Consider the following 20,538-nt stretch of genomic DNA (forward strand, 5'->3'; position numbering starts at 1 on the left):
GCGAGCTACGCCTTGATCGCTAGCCCCTTGGCCTGACACAAACACAACGGCCCACCGAAGGGCGGGCCGTTATGTCGATAAGCCGGGATCAGTCCTGGCGGCTGGTCACTTCCAGCAGGTGATAGCCGAACTGGGTCTTGACCGGACCCTGCACCACATTGATCGGGGCGCTGAATACCACGGTGTCGAATTCCTTGACCATCTGGCCTGGACCGAACGAACCCAGGTCGCCGCCCTGACGGCTGGACGGGCACGAGGAGTTGGCTTTGGCGACTTCAGCGAAATCGGCGCCGGCTTCGATCTGAGCCTTGAGTTCGTTGCACTTCTCTTCGCTGGAAACCAGGATGTGGCGGGCAGTGGCTTTGGCCATGGGTAAAATTCCTTTCAATAGCTTTAAAGGTGTTGAGCCTACCGGAATCACTGACCGGTTGTTGTCAAAAATGCGTCAAAACCTTGAGTCTGTCGATCAAAGGCCGGCTTTGCGCAGGCGTTCGGCGTGGCGCACGTAAAGCTCCACCGGGTCTGTACCCTTGCGGCTGCAACCGGCTGTCTGGTTGATGGCGTCCATGTGGTCCAGTGGATAGTCAGAGCGAATGACCTTGCCCAGGTGCGAGCTGAAGCGTCCCACCAGGCCGTCGTTCTGCCCGGCTTCGGTGATGAAATACTCGGAAAAGGCCCGGCAGAAACCCTGCAGTGGGTCCATCGCATTGCACGCTCCGTTCTCGGAGTCCGGCAACGTGCCGCTCCATGAGTAGTAGCGCACCCCGTTGACCCTTTGTGCTCCGTTGCCGCCCCAGTGTTTGGGCAGGCCTTGGGGGTATTTGTCATTGAACGCGCCTACGCCTTCGGTGGTCAGCGCCGCCAGTGCTGCGATGGCCGCGTGTGGCAGTTGCGCCTGGCCGCCCAGCAGCGAGATGAAGTCTGCAAAAAGCGTGGCGACTTTATCCGCCACATGCTCTGGCAGGCGCCCTGGGGTCAGGGCTTTGTAGAGGAAATCAATCAGTTCGGAGCCATGATTCGGGCCGCTGACCGAGGTCACCGAGGCCACCCTGTCGGGGGCAACAGCGCCGGCGTATCGGGCGGCCAGCGCGCCCTGGCTGTGACCGATCAGGTTGACCCTGGTGGCGCCGGTGCCGCTCAGGATCCGATCGATCTGTGCCAGCAGTTGTTCACCACGGGCTTCATTGGAATGTGTCGCTGACAAATAGGGGATGAACACCCGGGCACCGGCGGCGCGTAATGCCTGTTTGATCCCGTGGAAGAGTTCGAAGCCGCCGACCCTGTCAAACCCGAACAACCCATGGACCAGCAGGATGGGAAATTGAGTGGTTGCATTCCGTTGCATGTTCGTACCTTTTTCGAAGAGGTTCCTGTTGAATTCGCGACGTCACTCTAATGCAGGCTTGTGCTGGACGGTGTAGGAAGAAACCGCAGTGCTCTGCTGAAAACGGAATAGAAGAAGTGGGAAGGGTCGGACTGGAGCCGGACGGATCTGAGCGTATCGGGATACTTCCGATTGCCCTTGGCGCTTGCGGCTACAACTTCACCGGCACCAGGCCACTCCCGTGGTCGTCTTGTCTGACTGTGGGTTTGGGACGGTCGAGGTTTAATGGCTTCATCGGGTGCCGCGATATGAACGCGGTGCCTTTATCCAAGGACTGGAGCCTATGTATGACCACTTACCCATCTGCCCCGCGAGCCCGGCTCGCACCCCTGACGAAATTGCCGGCCCCGTTTCTGGCAGCGGCCACGGCAGGGGTGATCAACCCCGCTTGGCGCAAGGTCGTCATCACCGTCAAGCCATATCCAATGATGACGTGCGGAGATGAGGTGCTGCTGTTCTGGCACGGACTCAATTCAGACGCCGAACCCTATCGGCATGAAGTGCGAAGGTTCATCACTGAGCGACATGTGGGGCGAGATGTCGTTTTTGTTGTGCGCGAGCCGCATATCACCGAGCTGGACGGCGGCTCGCTGGAGATCAGCTACCAAGTGACGAGCAAACGGCTGCCGGCCACGCTGGTCTCCCAGCCTTTGCAACTGGATATCGGCGATGTTTCCTTGCAACTGCCGGCCGCCGTTGCCAACGATGCCGTGGGCGGCAGCCTGGACCCGGCGCGGGTGCCCGAAGGAACGTGCGTGACCATCAAACCCTATTCCAGAATGGCCGTCGGCGACCGGTTGATCCTGATTGCCAGCAACGATTCCAGGGCCGTTTGGCGCGATGTGCTGGATATCGAGGCTCATGCCGTCGGCCGCGAGGTAGCGTTCTGGATCGATCATTCGCTGATTGCCCCTCATGAGGGTCAAAGCCTGAGCCTGACCTATGTCGTCCGGCGCGGACATTCGGTGCGTCGCGCCGAGCCCATGTCGTTGCACCTGGGGCCTTTGCGACGTCCTGCTCTGAAAGCGCCGCGGATTGCGGGATTGAACGCGGGCGGGCTGGATGTCGACGGGTTACAGGAAGGGGTGAGTGTCGTCATCGACGATGCCGGGCTTGAGGCTGGCGAGCTGGTCTGGTTGCAGTGCAACGGCAGTTACGCGCATGTCGCCGAGCGCGAAATCACCGCGGCGACGGCAGGTCAAGCGCTAACCTTTGTAGTGCCTGCGGCGTTCTGGCAGGACCAGCGCGGCAGGTCGGTGCACTTGTTTTATCAGGTCGAGCGCCTGGACGATGTGAGCCAGCATTCGGAGTGGGTCACCGTCCAGGTTCGCTCCGAGACAAAAAGCTGAGCGCCCTCGCTGGGGAGGGCGCTTTCAGGATTCAGGCCGACACCAGTTGGCGATGGGCCTGACGCAGCAGTTGCTCGGTGGACGACCAACCCAGGCAGCCATCGGTCACCGATACGCCGTAACGCAGCGACGGGCCCAACGACTGGCAACCTTCGAACAGGTGGCTTTCCAGCATCATGCCGATGAGGGAGTGGTTTCCTTGCAGGCGCTGTTCCAGGACGTCGTTGAACACCTGAGGCTGGCGCAACGGATCTTTGCCGCTGTTGGCGTGGCTGCAATCCACCATGATCCGGGCCGGTATTTTCAGGCGGGTCAGGTCATTGTGTATCTGTGTGACGCTCTGGCGGTCATAGTTCGGCCCGCGATGGCCGCCGCGCAGCACCAGATGAGTGTCGGGGTTGCCCTGGGTCTGGATGATCGCCGGATGCCCCTGGCTGTCGACGCCGAAATGTCGATGAGGATGGGCTGCCGAGCGCATGGCATCGCAGGCGATGCCAACACCGCCGTCCGTGCCGTTCTTGAAACCGACCGGCATGCCCAGGCCGCTGGCCATTTCCCGGTGGATCTGCGATTCGGTGGTACGCGCGCCGATGGCGACCCAACTGAGCAGGTCATCGAAGTAGTTGGCGGCCATGGGTTGCAGCAGTTCAGTGGCCACCGGCAGGCCCAACTGGAGCATTTCGCGCATCAGTTCCCGGGACAGCGTCAGGCCGCCGGCCATGTCATCGCTGCCATCCAGGCCAGGGTCGTAAGCGAGGCCTTTCCAGCCTACCGTCGTGCGGGGTTTTTCCACGTAGGCGCGCATCACCAGCAGCATGCTGTCGCTGACTTCATGGGCCACGCGCGCCAGGTTGGCAGCGTATTCGAGGGCCGATTTCGGGTCGTGGATGGAGCAGGGGCCGACAACGACCAGCAGGCGGGAGTCCTCACCGTCGAGAATCGCGCGGATTGCCTGGCGATGGACATTGACCTGTTGGCTCAGCGCCGAGCTGAGGGGCAACTGTTGCTTGAGTTGCAATGAGCTGGGCAGACGCAGGGTCAGGGCTTCATTGGCGGGGTTGAGCGTGGACAGCGGCAAAGCAGAGACGGACGAATTCATGATCTGGTTTCCTGGGCGGGCAGCGGGTTCATTCCCGCGCGCCGGCCCTATTGGGGTGTTCGACAATTGGCCGTATTGGCCCGCAACTGAGGCTTGCCACCGGTAGGTGACCGATCGGAGGCGGCAGGCTGTCCCGAGCGGTGGCTGGTAAATCGCCAGGCGGAAAAACTGTCGTAACGGTAATAAGTGGCGTAGTTCATGGCTCAATCCTCAAGTTTGTCTGGTGTCGCAAAATGTGTGGGGCTGAAAAAACAAAACCCCCGGTCGGGAGGCCGACCGGGGGTTAGAAAACTCTGGAAGGCGACCCGTTTAAATTGGGCGCCGGTTGGGTATCAGGCGCGCCAGTGGCTAAACCAATACCCAAAATAAAAGCTGACCGGAGTCTGAACACTGTTCGCCCAGGCAGCCGCAACCGAGCGCTGGGCGCTGGCGGTTTGAAGCGATGCGAGGGCGTTGAACATGGTCTGTCTCCGATGAATGGCCCTGAGCTTACTAGAGCAGGGCGGGCCGGTTCAATCAGAAAATTCTATCGTGGGCATGTGATTGTTCATCCTGGCTTGAGTCCGGCGGGCTTTATGACAAACTTTGGGTTTGCACCTTCTCTCGATCTGGCTTTCGGCCTGAGCGAGTTGCGGTGCCCGACGGTTATCGGGCTCAGTCGTATGGGTGACCATGCTTTGAAGAGGTACACATGAGTTTCCAGTGGCGTGCGGCAACGGCCGAGGACATCGCCTTTGCCCGGCAACTGACGTGCATCAACATGCTTCCCTATTACTTGCACCATGATTTGTTATGGCAGGACGAAGCATTCGATCTGGCCTGGATCATTCGTCAGAACTGGATCATCTGCCGCGAGGGGCAAGCGTTGGGTTTTGTGAGCCTGAGTCGTGATGCCCGGGCGTTGTATATCCGGGAGCTACAGATTGCCGAGGCGTTTCGGGGGCAGGGCGCCGGCACCTGGGCGATCGGTCAGGTTTGGGACATGATGATGCAGGAGCGTCGCCCGGCGTTACGCCTGACGGTTTTCAAGAACAATCCGGCCAGGGTGCTCTACGAGCGCATGGGGCTGCAGGTGGTCGGCGAGGATGAATGTTTCCTGAGGATGGAACGGGCCGCCAGGGCTTGAGGCCTCGGATTGCGTGCCTGTGAAAGACGCGTTGTAACTTTTATATGTCCCTTTGCGCTAGGTCTGCCGGATGGTTTTTGCTAAGGTGTTGGGCAACCCAAATAAGACCAAATCGTGAGGTGTCTGCTTGATTAGGGTGTTAGTGGTCGACGACCATGATCTCGTCCGTACGGGCATTACACGAATGCTGGCTGATATCGACGGTCTGCAGGTGGTTGGTCAGGCTGAATCCGGGGAAGAGTCCCTTATCAAGGCGCGTGAACTGAAACCCGACGTGGTACTGATGGACGTCAAGATGCCAGGCATCGGCGGTCTTGAAGCCACGCGTAAACTGCTGCGCAGCCACCCGGACATCAAGGTGGTCGCGGTGACCGTGTGTGAAGAAGATCCGTTCCCGACTCGCTTGCTGCAGGCGGGCGCTGCGGGTTACCTCACCAAGGGCGCCGGCTTGAACGAGATGGTTCAGGCCATTCGCCTGGTATTTGCCGGTCAGCGTTACATCAGCCCGCAAATTGCCCAGCAGTTGGCAATCAAGTCGTTCCAGCCGACCAATGAATCGCCCTTCGATGCGCTGTCGGAGCGGGAAATTCAGATAGCCCTGATGATTGTCGGTTGCCAAAAGGTGTAGATCATCTCCGATAAGCTGTGCTTGTCGCCTAAAACCGTCAACACCTACCGTTACCGAATCTTCGAGAAGCTGTCGATCAGCAGCGATGTCGAGTTGACGCTGCTGGCGGTGCGCCACGGCATGGTCGATGCCAGCGCCTGATAATGACTGAACTGTTTGATCCAAGTGCTTTTCTGTCCACATGCAGCGGTCGCCCAGGCGTCTATCGCATGTTCGACAGCGATGCGCGTCTGCTTTACGTCGGTAAGGCCAAGAACCTCAAGAAGCGTCTGGCCAGCTACTTTCGTAAAACCGGCCTCGCGCCAAAGACCGCCGCCCTGGTGGGGCGCATCGCGCAAGTCGAAACCACCATCACCGCCAATGAAACCGAGGCCTTGCTGCTCGAGCAGACGCTGATCAAGGAATGGCGGCCGCCGTACAATATTCTGCTGCGTGACGATAAGTCCTACCCGTACGTGTTCCTGTCCGACGGGGCATTTCCGCGTCTGAGCATCCACCGCGGGGCCAAGAAGGCCAAAGGCCGGTATTTCGGCCCTTACCCCAGCGCCGGGGCGATCCGTGAAAGCCTGAGTCTGCTGCAGAAGACCTTCTTCGTTCGCCAATGCGAAGACAGCTATTACAAGAACCGTACCCGACCATGCCTGCAATATCAGATCAAACGCTGCAAGGCGCCTTGCGTCGGGTTCGTCGAACCCCAGGTCTACGCCGAAGACGTGCGCCACTCGGTGATGTTTCTTGAAGGTCGCAGCAATGCGTTGACCGACGAACTGTCGGCGGCGATGGAGGACGCGGCGGTCAATCTTGAGTTTGAGCGGGCTGCCGAGCTGCGTGACCAGATCGGGCTGCTGCGCCGCGTGCAGGATCAGCAGAGCATGGAAGGTGGCAGCGGCGACGTTGACGTGATCGCCGCGTTCATCAACCCGGGTGGCGCCTGCGTTCACCTGATCAGCGTGCGCGGCGGTCGGGTGCTGGGTAGCAAGAACTTCTTTCCCCAGGTGGGTATCGAGGAAGACGTGGCCGAAGTCATGGCGGCGTTTTTGGGCCAGTACTACATCAGCAGCCCGGAACGCGACCTGCCTGCCGAGTTGATCGTCAATGTGGTCCACGAAGACTTCCCAGCCCTGGTCGAGGCCATTGACAAGCTTCGTGGTCGTGAACTGACCATCAGCCATCGCGTGCGTGGCACCCGGGCGCGCTGGCAGCAACTGGCCGTGACCAACGCCGAACAGGCCCTTGGCGCACGCTTGGCCAACCGCCAGCATGTGGCGGCACGGTTCGATGCCTTGGCCGATGTCCTTAACCTGGACGAGCCGCCGCAGCGGCTGGAGTGCTACGACATCAGTCACTCCAGTGGCGAAGCGACCGTGGCCTCTTGTGTGGTGTTTGGTCCGGAGGGCCCGATCAAGTCCGATTACCGGCGCTACAACATTGAGGGCGTTACCCCGGGCGATGATTATGCGGCGATGCATCAGGCGCTGATGCGCCGGTTCGGCAAGCTCAAGGACGGGGAGGGCAAGCTGCCGGACATCCTGCTGGTGGACGGCGGCAAAGGCCAGCTGTCCATGGCCCGCGACGTATTGAACGAGCTGATGGTCCCCGACCTGATCCTGCTGGGCGTGGCCAAGGGCGCAACCCGCAAGGCCGGCTTCGAGACCTTGTACCTGAACGATGCGGCCCATGAGTTCACCCTGAAAGGGGATTCGCCGGCGCTGCACCTGATCCAGCAGATCCGTGACGAAGCACACCGTTTCGCCATTACCGGACACCGCGCCCGCCGGGGCAAGACCCGCCGTACATCGACGCTGGAAGGTGTGGCAGGGGTCGGGCCGACGCGACGTCGCGATCTATTGAAACATTTTGGTGGATTGCAGGAGCTGTCTCGTGCCAGCATCGAAGAGATAGCCAAAGCTCCCGGTATCAGTAAAAAGCTCGCTGAGTCGATTTATGCAAGCCTGCATAGCGAGTAGAATGCCCGTCAACCTCGCAGCCAGTTGTGCCGATGAATATCCCAAATCTGATTACCGTACTCCGCGTCCTGCTCATCCCGATCTTCATTTTGCTGTTCTATTTGCCGTACCACTGGAGCTATGTGGCCTCCGCCTCGGTCTTTGCCTTCGCCGCCGCCACCGACTGGCTGGACGGCTACCTGGCCCGACGCCTGGAGCAGAGCACGCCTTTCGGCGCCTTCCTGGACCCTGTGGCCGACAAGCTGATGGTCGCGGTCGCCTTGGTTCTGCTGGTGCAGGAGCACGGCAACCTCTGGCTGACCCTGCCGGCGGCGGTGATCATTGGCCGCGAGATCGTCGTATCGGCACTGCGCGAATGGATGGCCGAACTGGGCGCCCGTGCCCAGGTGGCGGTATCGAACCTGGGCAAATGGAAAACCGCCGCGCAGATGCTGGCGCTGGTGATCCTGCTGGGCAACCCGGCCAACTTCAATTTCTGGGTGCTGTTGGGCTATGCATTGCTGCTGATCTCCGCAGGCCTGACATTGTGGTCGATGGTTCAGTACCTGCGCGCCGCCTGGCCGCATCTGCGCACTGACGTAGACCCGAAATAAAAGTTTTTTGAATCAAAGGGTTGACGGCGTAATCTGAATCTATAGAATGCGCCACACCAAGACGCGGGAATAGCTCAGTTGGTAGAGCACGACCTTGCCAAGGTCGGGGTCGCGAGTTCGAGTCTCGTTTCCCGCTCCAAATATTGCGCTACAGAGTTCCACTGAATTCTGTAAGTGATTGAAATCAGGGCCTTTAGGCCCTTTTTTCGTTCCAGCGGGAACCACCGAAATCCAGCACTATCCGGTGCGTGTAAGTCCAGAATTGAGTCCAGGATTCTGACGAGCACTGAATCGGTTTAATGCTGGAGCAGATTGTGTAGCGAGATGAGCATCTGGCCCTGACTCTGTTCAGGAGCTAGCGATGGCACTCTCAGAAATGACAGTTCGGCATGCCCGAATCACCGGTAACGACTACACCCTCGGCGACAGTGATGGTCTCACACTCAATGTGACGGCCAGCGGCGGAAAAGTCTGGCTCTTCCGCTACTACTGGGCAGGCAAGCAGAAGCGCATGTCCTTGGGTTGTTACCCACAAATCTCCCTCAAAGAAGCGCGTACACGACGTGACAGTGATGTATGTTCTTTCTTTCTAGTCCAATGGCTTCTAGATCGCTAAGTAATTGCTCATGAGCTGCCTCCAAAGCCTTTAGTTTTACTTGCAATGCTTCTCGATCCGCTTGCAATTCTAAGTATGTTTCAATGCTAATGCCATTTTTTTGATGGAGGGGCTCCCCAAAGAGAAATTCTGGTCGTTGATCAGGATAATATCGCGACATCCAACATTTTAGATCAGTGTGACGGACGGTTATGTGGTCGTAATTAACGGGAGTGCCAATGGCCACCGGTACGCCGAAACATCCATAAGCGAGCTCCCCATGTTGAATGGCATCGAGAATTTTTTCCGTGTTTACATGCAGGCAGGGCCACTGCGGGAAATTAGTTTTGAGCCTGCTTGGACAGTGCTGAGCCACTTCGAGTATTTCTCTTTCATAGGTGGTCAAGTTGCACCAGCGCAAGGCTGCATCAACGGGTCTGTAAAAGAGTTTTGCATAAAGGTTACAGCTTTGGTTTGCGTACATAACGAATCACTCCATTGAGATGTTTTGCTCCTTAGCTTGCAAGTGAACGTATGGTTATTTGGTGTGCTGCGAATCCCGAGTCTTAAAGAGAGGGGGTTGTCGCCACGGTTGAGATACATGATGATCGTTTCGTAATGGTGTATTTATATTTTGTATGATTATAGAAGAGGTGATTTATTGGTGTGTTTGTGGGAGTTGTTGTTCGTCGTGTGAGTTCTCTTGAGCTTGGCAGAAAAAAAACAGGGGGTTGAGGTCCGCGGCGTTGACGGGTTGCAAGTTTTAAACCGCGAGGTTGTTTTTTTGTATAATGTTCTTATGGGCCAGATTTATCTGATATTATTATCAATAGATGAAATTTATAAAATAAAATTTCTATTTTTATCATGATGCTACGTTCGCTTCTCGCAAAAATGTCAAATTATTGATTTTTTACGCCATATTGTACTTCGGGCTCGCCATTATTAGGATTGGGTCGATGGTATCAGAGGAGGGCGACGGCGCCAGGTGCCCGAACTGTTTCTCCGGGACTTGGCGACGTTCGCGAAAAATTTAGAACAGTGAATATACGGCGATTGTAGTCAAGCAAAGGGCATCACCACACAGTACATCTGCGGCTTCGCAGAACCTATGGCCGCCTACTGAATGAGCAATGCGGATAGGATATAACGCCCTAGCCGACCTTCTCGCCTCACATTTGAGACGAGCCCAGCGCCTGGCTCAGATCGTCGATAAGGTCTTCAATCGCCTCGATGCCTACCGACAGACGAATCATTTCGGGCTTCACGCCAGCCTTTGCTTGTTCCTGCTGGTTCATTTGCCGATGGGTAGTGGAAGCCGGATGGCAGGCAAGAGACTTGGCGTCACCGATATTGACCAGCCGCTTGAAGATTTGCAGAGCATCATAGAAGCGCACGCCTGCGTCATAGCCGCCCTTCAAACCAAACGATAGGATCGCCGACGGTTTACCCTGCATGTATTTTTGTGCCAATGCGTGATGAGGATGGTCCGGGAGGCCGGCGTAGCTGACCCATTCCACTTCAGCATGGCTCTGCAGGAATAGCGCAACTTTCAGGGCGTTGTCAGTGTGACGCTCCATGCGCAGCGCGAGCGTTTCCAGGCCTTGCAGCAGCAGGAACGCGTTCATGGGTGCCAGTGCCGCGCCGGTGTTGCGCAATGGCACTGTGCGGGCGCGCGCGATGAAGGCGGCGGGCCCGAACTTCTCGGTATAAATCACATCATGGTACGCCGGCTCGGGCTGGTTAAGGCTGGGGAATTTTTCCGGGTATTGGGTCCAAGGGAAATTGCCGCTGTCGATGATCACACCGCCCAGGGAGTTGCCGTGTCCGCCGACGTACTTGGTCACGGAATGCACAACGATATCGGCCCCAAACTGAATCGGCTTACACAGGATTGGCGTAGCCACCGTGTTGTCGACCATCAGCGGTACGCCGCGTGTGTGAGCAGCGTCAGCCAGAGCTTCGAGGTCAATGATGTTACCCGCCGGGTTGCCGATGCTTTCGCAGTACACCAGCTTGGTGTTGTCGTCGATCAGTTCGGCGATAGCCTCGGCAGAGTCATCTCGGGCAAAACGCACATCCACGCCAAAGCTTGGCAACAGGTGTGCGAAGAGAGTGTAGGTGCCGCCATAGAGCTGTGGAGTGGTGACGATATTGTCACCTGCGCGGGTTAACGTTTGGATCGCATAATGGATTGCCGCGCTGCCGGCCGATACGGCCAGCCCTGCCACGCCGCCTTCGAGGGCGGCCATCCTTTGTTCCAGCACATCATTGGTGGGGTTCATGATTCTGGTGTAAATGTTTCCCGGCACGTCCAGGTTGAATAGGTCAGCACCGTGTTGGGCGTTATCGAATTCGAAAGCAACATTCTGATAAATAGGCACTGCGACAGCCTTGGTGGTCGGGTCCGACTTGAAGCCATGGTGCAGCGCGATGGTGGCGTCTTTCATGATTGGTATTGATCCCTTTAAATTGTTCCGGATTTTGCGGCACGAAGATTTTTGTCGAAGTCGATTATGCCGACTTTCGAGTGCTTTGACCCGGTAAGTCCAAATCTGCCGAAGGGGGGGCGCCCACAACGCTGCGCGCAGAATTTATGTGAAGGCGTTCCACCATTTCTGGTGATCACGCGTTCGCGGCATGACATTAAACGCAGATCAGACAGCACACAATCTCCAGACACGAGTCGCCGTCATGACTTTGCCAGGAGGTGCGGGCAACTGCTTCCTGCGACTGTTTAAGGATCGTCTTGGACTCATGCGCGAGTGCATATCAAATCGGGGCCGCGTACGAACTGTGGGTACATGCGGAGCTCGGAGGATTTTTGGATTTTGGTTTGTGGCAGCGCCTTCCCAGAGCCGCGGAGTAGTCTTACCCTTCAGTGTTCAAGGTTTTTTCAAAGTAAAGTTTCGTACATCTGGAAGTTAATAACGTTAGAAGGGTCTGCAATGATTCAGAGGAAAAGTGATTATGCATTGAGGCTGCATCAATCCAAGTGAATTTTATAATCCAGCTTTTGAGGTTTGTACTTTGCGTGAGATCGTACTCAACGCATTGTGGCGAAAGTCTTTTTATGTTTTTTAGTCGCGATAAGATCTCCATGTGCAGGTTGTTATCCATTTTTACTTGTAGCTCGATTGTGTTGATTGCCAGTTTGGACATGGGGGAGTCTCTGACGCTGAACATGAAGGAAGGTATCCAAGCGTGTTATCTATACGGTGTTAGATGCTAAGGTTTGATCTCCAAGTCTTCGTCTCTGTCGCCTCTGAACAGGCTATTTGAGGTGGGGTAATTTAAAGAAAATTTTTCATGAGGAAATGACAAAATATTGATCATGTCCGCCAGATTTTGGCGGATGTTGCTTCAAGGCGATCAAGCTATTTAGCTCTTTGCTATTGATAGGTGAGATGACGCTCAGGATTGGGGAAGGCGTTTTTTGCCAAAAATATCGCTGCGTTGTGAGCGTTGGCAACGTTATTCGGTCGAATTGAAGCGTGCGCGATGCTCCTTGGGGGTGATGCCAAAATTCTTCACAAACCTTCTGATGAGGGTTGATTCGCTACCTAGCCCGCAGTGCTGGGCTATGGTTTTGAGTGGTTTGTTTGAGCTTGTAAGCATATCGCGGGCAGCGTCTAGTCGGAGCAGTTCCACCATTTTGCTTGGTGTTTTTTGCATCGATTCCGAGTATTTGCGTATGAAGGTTCTTTCGCTCATATTCATGAAGTTTGCGAGCACTGGTACTGTTAAATCGGTGCTTAGGTTTTCACTAATCCATGCATGCAAATCTGAGAATTGACTGCTCTTCGATTGCAGGGTTAGGGAAGAGCTGAATTGATTCTGATCTCCAGGGCGTTTGAGGAACATTACCAGATATCGAGCAACCTCCAGCGCAACGGTATGTCCCAAATCTTTCTCGACGATCGATAATGCTAGATCAATCCCTGATGTCACACCTGCTGATGTCCATATGTGGTCATCATTAATAAATATTGGGCCTCGTTTAATTATTATTGATGGAAAGTTTCTTTCCAGTTCGTCGTACGCCGACCAGTGAGTGGTTGCTTTCCGGCCGTCAAGTTTTCCGGCGCAGGCTAGTGCGAATATACCAGTGCAAACAGAAATCAGGCGCTCGGCTTTGTCTACATGGTTTATGAAGTGTGTGACGAACTTCGGGTCTTTACAGAAATCATATATGCCTGGTCCGCCGGGTACAATTAAGGTGTGCGGTGAAGAGGTTTCTGCTTGCAGCGTTTCAGTGTTTATTGAGAAATTTGAGCATATCTCAGTGGTTGGATCTAACGCTAAAATGGAAATCGTATACGGTTGATGGTTTTGGCGGGAGAAGCGGTTGGCTGCCGTGAACACGTCGAGAGGCCCTGCCAAGTCAAGCAAACTTACGCTCGGGTAGGTGATGAACTGTATGGATTTGGGGCGCATAAACAGCTATTCCAAGAGGCAAAGACTGGACACGTTCACTGACGACTTACGGAGCAATTTTGAGCACTCGATCGCCCTCTCGCAATAGATATCTATGCGCTTTTTCGGAACATCGTCATGATTTTTTGATGGACGGATTGCCTGAGCGCTAAAACAAGGAATTGCCCTACCTCGAACGCAGGTTGAGAAGGCGCTGCCTGGCGGCAATAGGCGTGACATTTAGCTCGGCAACGGCTGCAGAGAGCTTCGATATCGCGACGGCTTAGAGAGTTCGCAACGCTCAAAGTCACCAGGATTGCGCCGTATTGCCAGTCGGTGCTGCTTGGCAGGGCGTCACTACTTTGGAAAAGAGAGATCAATTGTAACGAGCGTCGGCTGCGCTGCAGGTGGCGGCTCAACCTTAAGCTCGTACCCGATCTCTCTGACAATAGAGCCGCTTTGCCTCAATCGTTAGGTTTTCATGGTCTGGGCAAAGCTCTTCGGCCTCTACTTCGTTTCAGCGATGTTTTTCATTGCTTGCCAGCCATGGGTAATACCTCCACCAGCACGAAGGGCCGTCGCCACCATGATTGCTTCAGCCACATCTTGCTTCGACGCACCCGCGTTGACTGCTCGCTTGGCATGGTCGGCAATGCAGTAGGAACACTGTGTAGTGACGGCTACTCCCACGGCGATCAGCTCCCGTGTGGCTAGGTTAAGGCTGCCGACATCTTTGTTGAAGACAGCTTTATCGAAGTTGAAAAAAGCTGCGACCATCTCGGGAGCGGCGTCTTGCAGGTCGCCCATGTAGTTTGCGTCAGCTTGATGGTTGTGCATTTCGGAGTACCTTTGAGTTCGGTGTTAAGGAGTGGAGGTAAATTCGAAGCTTTCATTGTTCATCTGATGCGAGCTTCATGCGGTGGCCAGACTCGAGTAAGTTGAGCCCGCGCAGCGTCAATGCCCTGCCGGTCGGCGTTTGCGGCTCGTATGCAGCGAGACAGGAAAGACGCTCGGCTGCACGTTGGTTGAGCCAATCGGCTGATCGCCCCTTCTTACCCATCTCTTTCAGGTCTAAGTAGAGTGCTCTGATAACTCGTCGCTGAAGCCATGTATGTTTGGGCGGCCCTATAAGATCAAATCCTGCGTATAACAAGCCGAGGCCTGCTGCGATTCCCAATCCAGTGGACAGGCACTGATCGATTGCGAATGTCATGTAGTTGCTTGGCTGAACAAGCACCGCCAGGGTGAGGCAAAAACCGAGACCGTAAGGTGCGAGTGACGGTGAAGTCATGCTCATCAGCCCCAGAAAAAGAGGCGCAGAAAGCACCAGTATCAACATCTCGAAATCGCCCGAACCCTGCGCAAGCGAACTGAGTACAAACAGGATGGCAATAGGGATGGCAATCAAGGCTCCCCCCAGTAACTTGGCGGTTGCCACGCGCGGCACTGGGTGTGAGGAGAATGCCTGGGAGAGCAAGGCAGGTAGCACGATCATCATGATGAGTGCGGCTTGTTCGCCTGACAGAATCCATATGGCGATAGCGCTCAGGAAAACAAGTGAGCTTCGCAGCGCCGCTCTCAGTCCGACGAGCCAGTCACGATGTCGATTGAACCGTGGAAAGCGCTGCGTCCCGTGCGATCTTTCAGCGATTGAATCGCAGGCCCCATGCATCGCTGAAAGTGCCTCGGATACTTTCTTCAGGCTCTCTGCCTCGAGCGAGCTGCAGCCATGAGCGTCGTGATCGACGAAACGGGCCAGCATCTCCGATAAACGCTTTGGGTTATCACTCAATATGCGCTCGATGGTTTGTCCCCATGCAACGATGGTCAAGGCGTTGCTGGCGGCGAGTAGGGCTGCATCGATATTGCTTGCCAGTTCATAGCGTCCTGCATTGGCGTCATCGTTTATGGAAGTGGACAAGGCGATGATGCCTATGCGCTGCTGATGGACAGCTGCTGGATTTGATTGAGCGTGAAGAATCGCCGAGACGTGGGTGAGGCTCAAATCCCGTAGGCGATTCATACCCGTCTCCAGCACCTTCTGCACCTTGAAGGGATAAAGCAGGACGCTGGTGAGGATGGCACTGCTGGCTCCGACCAGAACTTCGCTCAACCGAGCTCGAATCACCATAAAGATCGATCCGCTGCTGGTATTTGCAGGATCGGCCAAGGCGAAAAGTACAATCAGAATCGCTGTGACACTCACTAATGACGTTGCGAATTCAAAATTGACATGCCGCATGGTCGAGGCGATTGTAGAAGTGACGGCAACGCACAGCGCGAGTGCTCCGATAGCTAACACAGGATATGGCGTCAAATTGTCCAAGATCAGTACCGCTATCACGGCGCCAACCGTTGATCCCAGAGCAAGGCATACCGCTTTTTCGATGACCAATCCGGCCTCGGGGCGAGCCTGGAGCATCATTGACGCCACCATCGCCCAGAATGGCTTGTCCAGATCCAGGCTCATCGAAATCGCTAGAGCGAGCGTAACGGCACACAGCCCCTTGCAAGCGAATACCAAGCTGCGCAAGTCAGGCGCCAAGTAGTGCTTCAGTGCGTCTCTCATGGTCTGCCCCTCTCAGTGGGGCGCTGATGAATCCTCACCGATGCGCTCATGCCAGCGATCAAGCGCGTGCTCACAGCGTTCGCCTCCAGCTTTATGTCGACCGGTATGCGTTGCGCCAGTCGCACCCAGTTGAATGCCTGCTGTACTTGAGGCAGCAACATTGGATCTGCTTGTGTGTTGGTATTGGCGACGCCTCTGGCGATGCTTTGGACGCGGCCACTAATCGAAGGCCCTCCGGACATGAACGACACCTCGGCCATATCCCCCTCACGTATATCGAGAAGCTTCGTTTCCTCGAAGTAGGCAGTCACGTAAAACGAATCGTTTTTGATGAGTGAGAAGGCGGGAGCTCCCTGGGCTACGTAGTTGCCTTCCTGCAGTCTGACGTTGGTGATCGTACCGTTAGCTGGCGCAACCACAGATGTGCGGGCGAGGTTGATCCTCGCGGTTTCCCACTGCGCCTTGTTGACCTCATATTGGGATTTGGCCAGCAAGACTTGGGAGTGGGCGTTATCCAAATCCTCAGCGCTGATGGCGTTGATCCTGGCCAATGGAACACGGCGGCTCTCCAGAAGTGCTGCAAGCTCCCAAGCGTGCTTTGAGTGTTCCATTCGGGCTTTCGACTCGTTCCGGAGGGAGCGATAACGGACGGGATCAATTTCAAAAAGCAGATCGCCTTTATTTACCACCTGGTTGTCTCGCACGTCGAGCCTGGTTACCCAGCCCGCTACATCGGGTGCTACGACCACTACATCGGCCCGAACTCGCCCATCTCGCGTCCAGGGTGAGAGTTGGTAGTGCTTCCATGTCCACGACCCCGCCAGCACCGCGCAACTTGAGACCAGTAACGTCACGCACACCCGAATTGCCGAATTCATTTCCATCCACCATCGAGAAAGGCGAGAGCGCTGGCGATGTAGAAGACGAATAGGGAAAGTCCCAGCCATGAGCGCTTCCAAATCCACTGCTGTATTGCCCATTGCGGAATGAGCACATACGTAATCCAGGTCAGAAATGCCGCAGCGCCAACGCAGATCACCATTGGGGTAATCAGCAGGCCTGCGACTGAAAATTCATGCAACATCGTCAGCCTCGCACTTGATCTGTATCGCAATGCGATAACTGTACCGCAAAATAATATCGTATCGCAATATGGTACAGTGACCGAAATAGTGGAGGTGTCTATGGGCGAGCGGGTTCAAGCAGGCGTCAGCGATGAGCGTAGTGGGGGTATTCAGGTCATTGCACGCGCGGCAAAAATTCTGAATGTATTGGGAAGAAGCGTTGGCGGGATGAGTTTGGGCGAAATAGCCCAAGCTGTAGATTTGCCTCGCTCAACGGTGCAACGCATCGTAGGAGCGCTCGAAGAGCAGGGAATGATTCGTACTGAAGGCGCTGGCGGAATCAGCCTTGGCGCGGGTTTGTTGAGGCTCGTCGCGAACGCCCATGTCGACCGTATGACCGTCGTCCGCCCGTGGCTGCATAAGCTGAGCGAGAGGGTTCAAGAGACGGTTGTCTTTTCTAGACCTGCCGGAATCCAACTGATCGTTGAGGATCGTGTAGTTGCTGATCGTGAGTTGCAGGTGATGCCACGCCTTGGCCAACTGGATACGCCACTCTATGGAACGTCTGCTGGACGGGCTCTTCTCGCTTTAGACCAAGATGAGGATGTGAAAGAGTTGTTTGCAACTGAAAGCGCTACCCAGGAAAACACGTCGGAATTCCAGAGTGTTTTCAATCAGCTGGCCGATATTCGGAAAACAGGGCTTTCAAGCGATCACGGCGAACTCATTGAGGGCATCACCACTACAGCAGTCGCGCTAGATACCGTGTTAGGCCGTTTCGCAATATCAATGCCCATCCCCACATTGCGTTTCGAAAGGAATCGCAGTGTTTACGTTGAGGAGTTATTGAGCTGCAAGCAAGGGTTGCTCAAAGAAATAGGTATAGACGGTTAACGCGCGAACGGAGAGTTCCGAGAGGTCAGCTTGACCGATCCCGAGGCCATGGAAGTGTGGAGCGTTGCCGCCGCCATCAACTTATTTATGCGTTTACGATGAAAGCCAGGGCCCAATGGGTCCCGGCAAGTTGTGTCGTCACGCGGTCAGGCCGAGAGGTAATCTTCCACCGACTTGACGGTGGCGTAACCGAACTCGAACGCTGCCATCATCGTGGCGTGTGCGTGAGCAGCAGGAACGTTAACACCACCAAATGTGAGATCCAGGGTGGCGCAGGCGTCATGCAGCACCGTAACGGGGTAGCCCATGTCTGCCGCCGCGCGCACTACGGCATCGATGCACATGTGGCTCATTGCACCGATTACCACGAGTTCCTCGATGTCCGCTGCTTCCAACTGCTGCTTAAGATCCGTTTCCCGGAAGGCGTTGATGTGTGCTTTTACAATCACAGGCTCATTACCCAGAGGTGCAACAGCAGGCTGGGTTTGCGCACCGTTCGAGCCTTTGACGAAGATTGGAACGCGTTCATCATTGGACTCATGCCGTATGTGAAAAACCGGAGTTCCTATATCGCGCGAGTGGCTGATCACTCGGACAGCATTCGCTACAGCAGCTACGATGCCGTCTAATGGCAGTTTGCCTGTGGGCAGGTATTCATTTTGCAGGTCAACTACTACAAGGCCACGTTTCATGAACGATCTCCGATCGAATTAACCGAGCTAAGCATGCGGCTTGAAGGTTGAAGTCGACAGATAGAACACCTGCATTTCCAACCTCAAAAAATTTATGTCAGAACTCCAGTGACGCGCCATCTTCGGGTATCTCTACGCGATTCTCGATGCCGTGATCTTTGACGTAGGTACGCAATTCCTTGCGGGTCAGGGACATATGGTTAACTGCGTCCATGTGCACGGCGACGATTTTCGCGTCTTTGGCTGCCTTAGAAGCGCGAAGTACATCTTCCTCGCCCATGATGATCGCACCCTCAAACCCGTTCACTTTCGCTTTCCCGGCATTGAGTACGATGACTTCAGGGTGATATTTCTCAATAGTTTGGTCTACCTCTTTACGCCAGATAGTGTCGCCGGCTAGGTAGAGAGTTTTGTAGCCTGGCGCTTGAAACACAACGCCCATGGCCTCGCCCAGAAGTTTCGCGAGTGGGGGAGCGGCATACATCTTGTCTGTGCCGTGCTGGCCACCCGTCTTGGTGATTTTCACGCCGCCGAATTCCCCTTCGTCAGTAAGAACGCGTACGTTCTTGAAGCCTTGTGAGCGAATCAACTTCGCGTCTTCCTCGTGCTGTGTGAACAGCGGTATGTCTTTCGGAAGCGCTCTCTGTGCGGCATCGTCCCAGTGGTCAAGATGCGTATGAGTGACGATGACAGCGTCTACTCCAGAGATCACTTTTTCGGGCGACTCAGTCAGATCAACCAAGGGATTGCGCAGGTCACTACGGTAGGTATTTTCAAATCCTGGGTAAGTTCCCTTTTTGGACAGCATCGGGTCGATCAGAAAGGTCGTGCCGCCGTAGGAGATTTTTACCGTTGCGTTGCGAACTTGCTGCAAGTCGATTTTATGGGCCGCGTCCGGGGAATTGGGAGTGTCGGAGCTCGCAAATGCGGATGAGGTCGCGGCAGTGCAGGCAAGGCTAAGGGCGATTGGAAGTGTTTTAAAGTTCATCTCGTTAATCCTGTTATTGCATCAGTGATTCTATTCTTGCCCAAAGCTCTGGGACTCAACAGTGGCCTGAATGACAGATTCCGATATAATCGGGCCACGATACCTGCGCTGTTCTCGAATATGAGGCTGACTTATGCAATCCACACGCGTTGCTGTTCTGGCTTTTGACGGTGTCAGCCTGTTTCATCTTTCCGTGCCTGGAATGGTGCTAGGAACAGCTCAATCCGCACCCGGTGAACCTCATTACGAGGTCAGTTACTATGCAGAAACGCCGGGAATGGTGATAAGCGACCAAGGCATAGGCTTAGCGGTCGATCATGGCCTGGAACTGATGGAGACATCCGACGTAATTGTCATTCCGGCGTGGGGCGATCATTCTGTCGCAGCGTCTGCGCAGCTTGTGCAAGCCTTACAGCGTGCAAATGCCCAAGACAAGCTCATCGTCGGGCTATGTCTGGGAGCATTCGTGCTCGGCGATGCAGGACTTCTTGATGGCAAAGAAGCAACCACTCACTGGGCAGTCAGAGATGAGTTTGGGCGACGGTTCCCAGAAGTTCGTTTCAGGCCTGAAGTGCTGTATGTCAGTGATGGCAACATCATTACCTCTGCGGGAACCGTGGCAGCAATTGATTGTTGTCTGCATCTAATACGTCAGCGACTCGGTGCTGATGTTGCCACTCGCACTGCGAAGATGCTGGTGACGCCGCCGCACAGGCAAGGAGGCCAGGCTCAGTACGTAGAACATCCTGTGCCGCAGCTGTCTAGCGAGACTCACTTGTCTAATGTACTGGCGTGGGCCCGAATGAACCTTGCGAGTGATCTGTCGCTCGATTTGCTGGCGGACATGGCGAAAATGAGTCGGCGTACTTTTACCAGGCGATTTAAGGAGGCGACCGGCAGCACCGTCTCAAAATGGTTGAATGCTGAGCGAGTCGCCAGAGCACAACAGCTGCTCGAAACGACCGACTTACCTATCGAGTGTGTCGCCGGTGAGGCGGGTTTCGGAACGCCTTTGTCGTTGAGACAACAGTTCGGCGTTCACCTTGGCACTTCACCCTCTGAGTATCGGCGAATGTTTTTCCGTGAAATGAAGCCAGGCCCGAAGGCCGGCGGCAATGAGCACACGGCCGAGTCATTTACCCATTCCCAGGTAAAAATTTAATCATGCCTCGTG

18 protein-coding genes, 1 tRNA gene and 2 pseudogenes are annotated in these 20,538 nt (G+C 55.4%); 9 read left to right on the plus strand and 12 right to left on the minus strand.

All coding sequences use genetic code 11. From position 1 onward, the window contains the following. Positions 1 to 88: 88 nt before the first annotated feature. Both BW979_RS13975 and BW979_RS13980 read right to left on the minus strand, forming a co-directional pair. A complete protein-coding gene (locus BW979_RS13975) occupies positions 89 to 370 on the minus strand; it encodes a peptidylprolyl isomerase (RefSeq protein ID WP_007898306.1) in 282 nt (93 codons plus the stop codon). Between the two features lie 96 nt (positions 371 to 466). Continuing rightward, positions 467 to 1,345, minus strand: coding sequence for an esterase/lipase family protein (locus BW979_RS13980; RefSeq protein WP_047227853.1), 879 nt, complete (start codon positions 1,343 to 1,345; stop codon positions 467 to 469). Between the two features lie 326 nt (positions 1,346 to 1,671). Here BW979_RS13980 and BW979_RS13985 point away from each other — a divergent pair, with 326 nt between their 5' ends. Beyond that, a complete protein-coding gene (locus BW979_RS13985) occupies positions 1,672 to 2,733 on the plus strand; it encodes a hypothetical protein (protein WP_076384050.1) in 1,062 nt (353 codons plus the stop codon). Positions 2,734 to 2,764: 31 nt separating this feature from the next. Here BW979_RS13985 and BW979_RS13990 read toward each other — a convergent pair whose 3' ends face one another. Beyond that, the gene (locus BW979_RS13990) at positions 2,765 to 3,832 is read right to left on the minus strand and encodes a 3-deoxy-7-phosphoheptulonate synthase (protein WP_076384051.1); all 1,068 of its coding nucleotides are present in this window, start codon (positions 3,830 to 3,832) and stop codon (positions 2,765 to 2,767) included. A 691-nt stretch (positions 3,833 to 4,523) separates the two neighbouring features. Between BW979_RS13990 and BW979_RS13995 the strand changes: the two genes are divergently transcribed. The 6 genes and pseudogenes from BW979_RS13995 to BW979_RS14020 all read left to right on the plus strand — a co-directional run. Next, complete coding sequence (locus BW979_RS13995) at positions 4,524 to 4,958, plus strand: GNAT family N-acetyltransferase (RefSeq protein WP_076384052.1); 435 nt, start codon at positions 4,524 to 4,526, stop codon at positions 4,956 to 4,958. A 127-nt stretch (positions 4,959 to 5,085) separates the two neighbouring features. Beyond that, positions 5,086 to 5,727, plus strand: a pseudogene (gene gacA, locus BW979_RS14000) (response regulator transcription factor GacA). A gap of 2 nt (positions 5,728 to 5,729) precedes the next feature. Then, positions 5,730 to 7,553 carry an excinuclease ABC subunit UvrC gene (gene uvrC, locus BW979_RS14005; protein WP_047227858.1) on the plus strand — a complete coding sequence of 608 codons (1,824 nt, stop codon included), beginning with the start codon at positions 5,730 to 5,732 and terminating at the stop codon, positions 7,551 to 7,553. 32 nt (positions 7,554 to 7,585) lie between these two features. Then, on the plus strand, positions 7,586 to 8,146 hold the full coding sequence (pgsA, locus tag BW979_RS14010) for a CDP-diacylglycerol--glycerol-3-phosphate 3-phosphatidyltransferase (protein WP_047227859.1): 561 nt from the start codon (positions 7,586 to 7,588) through the stop codon (positions 8,144 to 8,146). 63 nt (positions 8,147 to 8,209) lie between these two features. Beyond that, a tRNA-Gly gene (locus tag BW979_RS14015) sits at positions 8,210 to 8,285 on the plus strand. A 222-nt stretch (positions 8,286 to 8,507) separates the two neighbouring features. Continuing rightward, positions 8,508 to 8,714: pseudogene (locus BW979_RS14020) on the plus strand (Arm DNA-binding domain-containing protein); the annotation flags it as partial. On the opposite strand, the gene BW979_RS14025 reads toward BW979_RS14020, so the two are convergent. From BW979_RS14025 to BW979_RS28125, 7 genes are all read right to left on the minus strand, one after another. Continuing rightward, positions 8,689 to 9,225 (minus strand): hypothetical protein, encoded by a 537-nt coding sequence (locus BW979_RS14025; protein WP_177345113.1) that lies wholly within the window; start codon positions 9,223 to 9,225, stop codon positions 8,689 to 8,691. The pseudogene BW979_RS14020 and the gene BW979_RS14025 sit on opposite strands and share 26 nt — an antisense overlap. Before the next feature lie 688 nt (positions 9,226 to 9,913). Beyond that, positions 9,914 to 11,191, minus strand: coding sequence for an O-acetylhomoserine aminocarboxypropyltransferase/cysteine synthase family protein (locus tag BW979_RS14030; RefSeq protein ID WP_054070336.1), 1,278 nt, complete (start codon positions 11,189 to 11,191; stop codon positions 9,914 to 9,916). Positions 11,192 to 12,215: 1,024 nt separating this feature from the next. Next, the gene (locus BW979_RS14040; protein ID WP_076384053.1) at positions 12,216 to 13,178 is read right to left on the minus strand and encodes a GlxA family transcriptional regulator; all 963 of its coding nucleotides are present in this window, start codon (positions 13,176 to 13,178) and stop codon (positions 12,216 to 12,218) included. A gap of 486 nt (positions 13,179 to 13,664) precedes the next feature. Then, positions 13,665 to 13,994 (minus strand): carboxymuconolactone decarboxylase family protein, encoded by a 330-nt coding sequence (locus BW979_RS14045; protein WP_076384054.1) that lies wholly within the window; start codon positions 13,992 to 13,994, stop codon positions 13,665 to 13,667. Positions 13,995 to 14,046: 52 nt separating this feature from the next. Continuing rightward, entirely contained in the window at positions 14,047 to 15,726 is a 1,680-nt protein-coding gene (locus BW979_RS14050; RefSeq protein ID WP_076384055.1) for an FUSC family protein, read from the minus strand. Next, complete coding sequence (locus BW979_RS14055) at positions 15,723 to 16,604, minus strand: efflux RND transporter periplasmic adaptor subunit (protein WP_076384056.1); 882 nt, start codon at positions 16,602 to 16,604, stop codon at positions 15,723 to 15,725. The genes BW979_RS14050 and BW979_RS14055 overlap by 4 nt, the downstream gene beginning before the upstream one ends. Then, on the minus strand, positions 16,601 to 16,810 hold the full coding sequence (locus tag BW979_RS28125; RefSeq protein WP_076384057.1) for a DUF1656 domain-containing protein: 210 nt from the start codon (positions 16,808 to 16,810) through the stop codon (positions 16,601 to 16,603). Before BW979_RS28125 ends, BW979_RS14055 begins: the two co-directional genes overlap by 4 nt. Between BW979_RS28125 and BW979_RS14065 the strand changes: the two genes are divergently transcribed. After that, a complete protein-coding gene (locus BW979_RS14065) occupies positions 16,713 to 17,684 on the plus strand; it encodes an IclR family transcriptional regulator (RefSeq protein WP_231990568.1) in 972 nt (323 codons plus the stop codon). The genes BW979_RS28125 and BW979_RS14065 overlap by 98 nt on opposite strands. Positions 17,685 to 17,830: 146 nt before the next feature. Here the strand turns inward: BW979_RS14065 and BW979_RS14070 are convergent, their stop codons facing one another. Together BW979_RS14070 and BW979_RS14075 are read right to left on the minus strand one after the other, a co-directional pair. Next, on the minus strand, positions 17,831 to 18,376 hold the full coding sequence (locus tag BW979_RS14070; RefSeq protein ID WP_076384058.1) for a cysteine hydrolase family protein: 546 nt from the start codon (positions 18,374 to 18,376) through the stop codon (positions 17,831 to 17,833). A gap of 97 nt (positions 18,377 to 18,473) precedes the next feature. Beyond that, positions 18,474 to 19,364 carry an MBL fold metallo-hydrolase gene (locus tag BW979_RS14075; RefSeq protein WP_054070329.1) on the minus strand — a complete coding sequence of 297 codons (891 nt, stop codon included), beginning with the start codon at positions 19,362 to 19,364 and terminating at the stop codon, positions 18,474 to 18,476. A gap of 133 nt (positions 19,365 to 19,497) precedes the next feature. On the opposite strand from BW979_RS14075, the gene BW979_RS14080 reads away from it, so the two are divergent. Further along, positions 19,498 to 20,526 (plus strand): GlxA family transcriptional regulator, encoded by a 1,029-nt coding sequence (locus BW979_RS14080; RefSeq protein WP_076384059.1) that lies wholly within the window; start codon positions 19,498 to 19,500, stop codon positions 20,524 to 20,526. The last annotated feature ends 12 nt before the right edge of the window (positions 20,527 to 20,538 follow it).

The sequence above is a fragment of the Pseudomonas sp. A214 genome, from assembly GCF_900156295.1.
Classification (GTDB): domain Bacteria; phylum Pseudomonadota; class Gammaproteobacteria; order Pseudomonadales; family Pseudomonadaceae; genus Aquipseudomonas; species Aquipseudomonas rhizophila.

Excerpts from the sequence above, each read along its gene's own strand:
- BW979_RS14075 (WP_054070329.1), bottom strand. The coding sequence starts at position 19,364 with ATGAACTTTAAAACACTTCCAATCGCCCTTAGCCTTGCCTGCACTGCC.
- BW979_RS14080 (WP_076384059.1), top strand. The coding sequence starts at position 19,498 with ATGCAATCCACACGCGTTGCTGTTCTGGCTTTTGACGGTGTCAGCCTG.
- BW979_RS14065 (WP_231990568.1), top strand. The coding sequence starts at position 16,713 with ATGAGCACATACGTAATCCAGGTCAGAAATGCCGCAGCGCCAACGCAG.
- BW979_RS13980 (WP_047227853.1), bottom strand. The coding sequence starts at position 1,345 with ATGCAACGGAATGCAACCACTCAATTTCCCATCCTGCTGGTCCATGGG.
- BW979_RS14025 (WP_177345113.1), bottom strand. The coding sequence starts at position 9,225 with ATGTACGCAAACCAAAGCTGTAACCTTTATGCAAAACTCTTTTACAGA.
- BW979_RS14050 (WP_076384055.1), bottom strand. The coding sequence starts at position 15,726 with ATGAGAGACGCACTGAAGCACTACTTGGCGCCTGACTTGCGCAGCTTG.
- BW979_RS14055 (WP_076384056.1), bottom strand. The coding sequence starts at position 16,604 with ATGAATTCGGCAATTCGGGTGTGCGTGACGTTACTGGTCTCAAGTTGC.
- BW979_RS28125 (WP_076384057.1), bottom strand. The coding sequence starts at position 16,810 with ATGTTGCATGAATTTTCAGTCGCAGGCCTGCTGATTACCCCAATGGTG.
- BW979_RS13995 (WP_076384052.1), top strand. The coding sequence starts at position 4,524 with ATGAGTTTCCAGTGGCGTGCGGCAACGGCCGAGGACATCGCCTTTGCC.
- BW979_RS14030 (WP_054070336.1), bottom strand. The coding sequence starts at position 11,191 with ATGAAAGACGCCACCATCGCGCTGCACCATGGCTTCAAGTCGGACCCG.
- BW979_RS13975 (WP_007898306.1), bottom strand. The coding sequence starts at position 370 with ATGGCCAAAGCCACTGCCCGCCACATCCTGGTTTCCAGCGAAGAGAAG.
- BW979_RS13990 (WP_076384051.1), bottom strand. The coding sequence starts at position 3,832 with ATGAATTCGTCCGTCTCTGCTTTGCCGCTGTCCACGCTCAACCCCGCC.
- BW979_RS13985 (WP_076384050.1), top strand. The coding sequence starts at position 1,672 with ATGACCACTTACCCATCTGCCCCGCGAGCCCGGCTCGCACCCCTGACG.
- uvrC (WP_047227858.1), top strand. The coding sequence starts at position 5,730 with ATGACTGAACTGTTTGATCCAAGTGCTTTTCTGTCCACATGCAGCGGT.
- BW979_RS14070 (WP_076384058.1), bottom strand. The coding sequence starts at position 18,376 with ATGAAACGTGGCCTTGTAGTAGTTGACCTGCAAAATGAATACCTGCCC.
- pgsA (WP_047227859.1), top strand. The coding sequence starts at position 7,586 with ATGAATATCCCAAATCTGATTACCGTACTCCGCGTCCTGCTCATCCCG.
- BW979_RS14040 (WP_076384053.1), bottom strand. The coding sequence starts at position 13,178 with ATGCGCCCCAAATCCATACAGTTCATCACCTACCCGAGCGTAAGTTTG.
- BW979_RS14045 (WP_076384054.1), bottom strand. The coding sequence starts at position 13,994 with ATGCACAACCATCAAGCTGACGCAAACTACATGGGCGACCTGCAAGAC.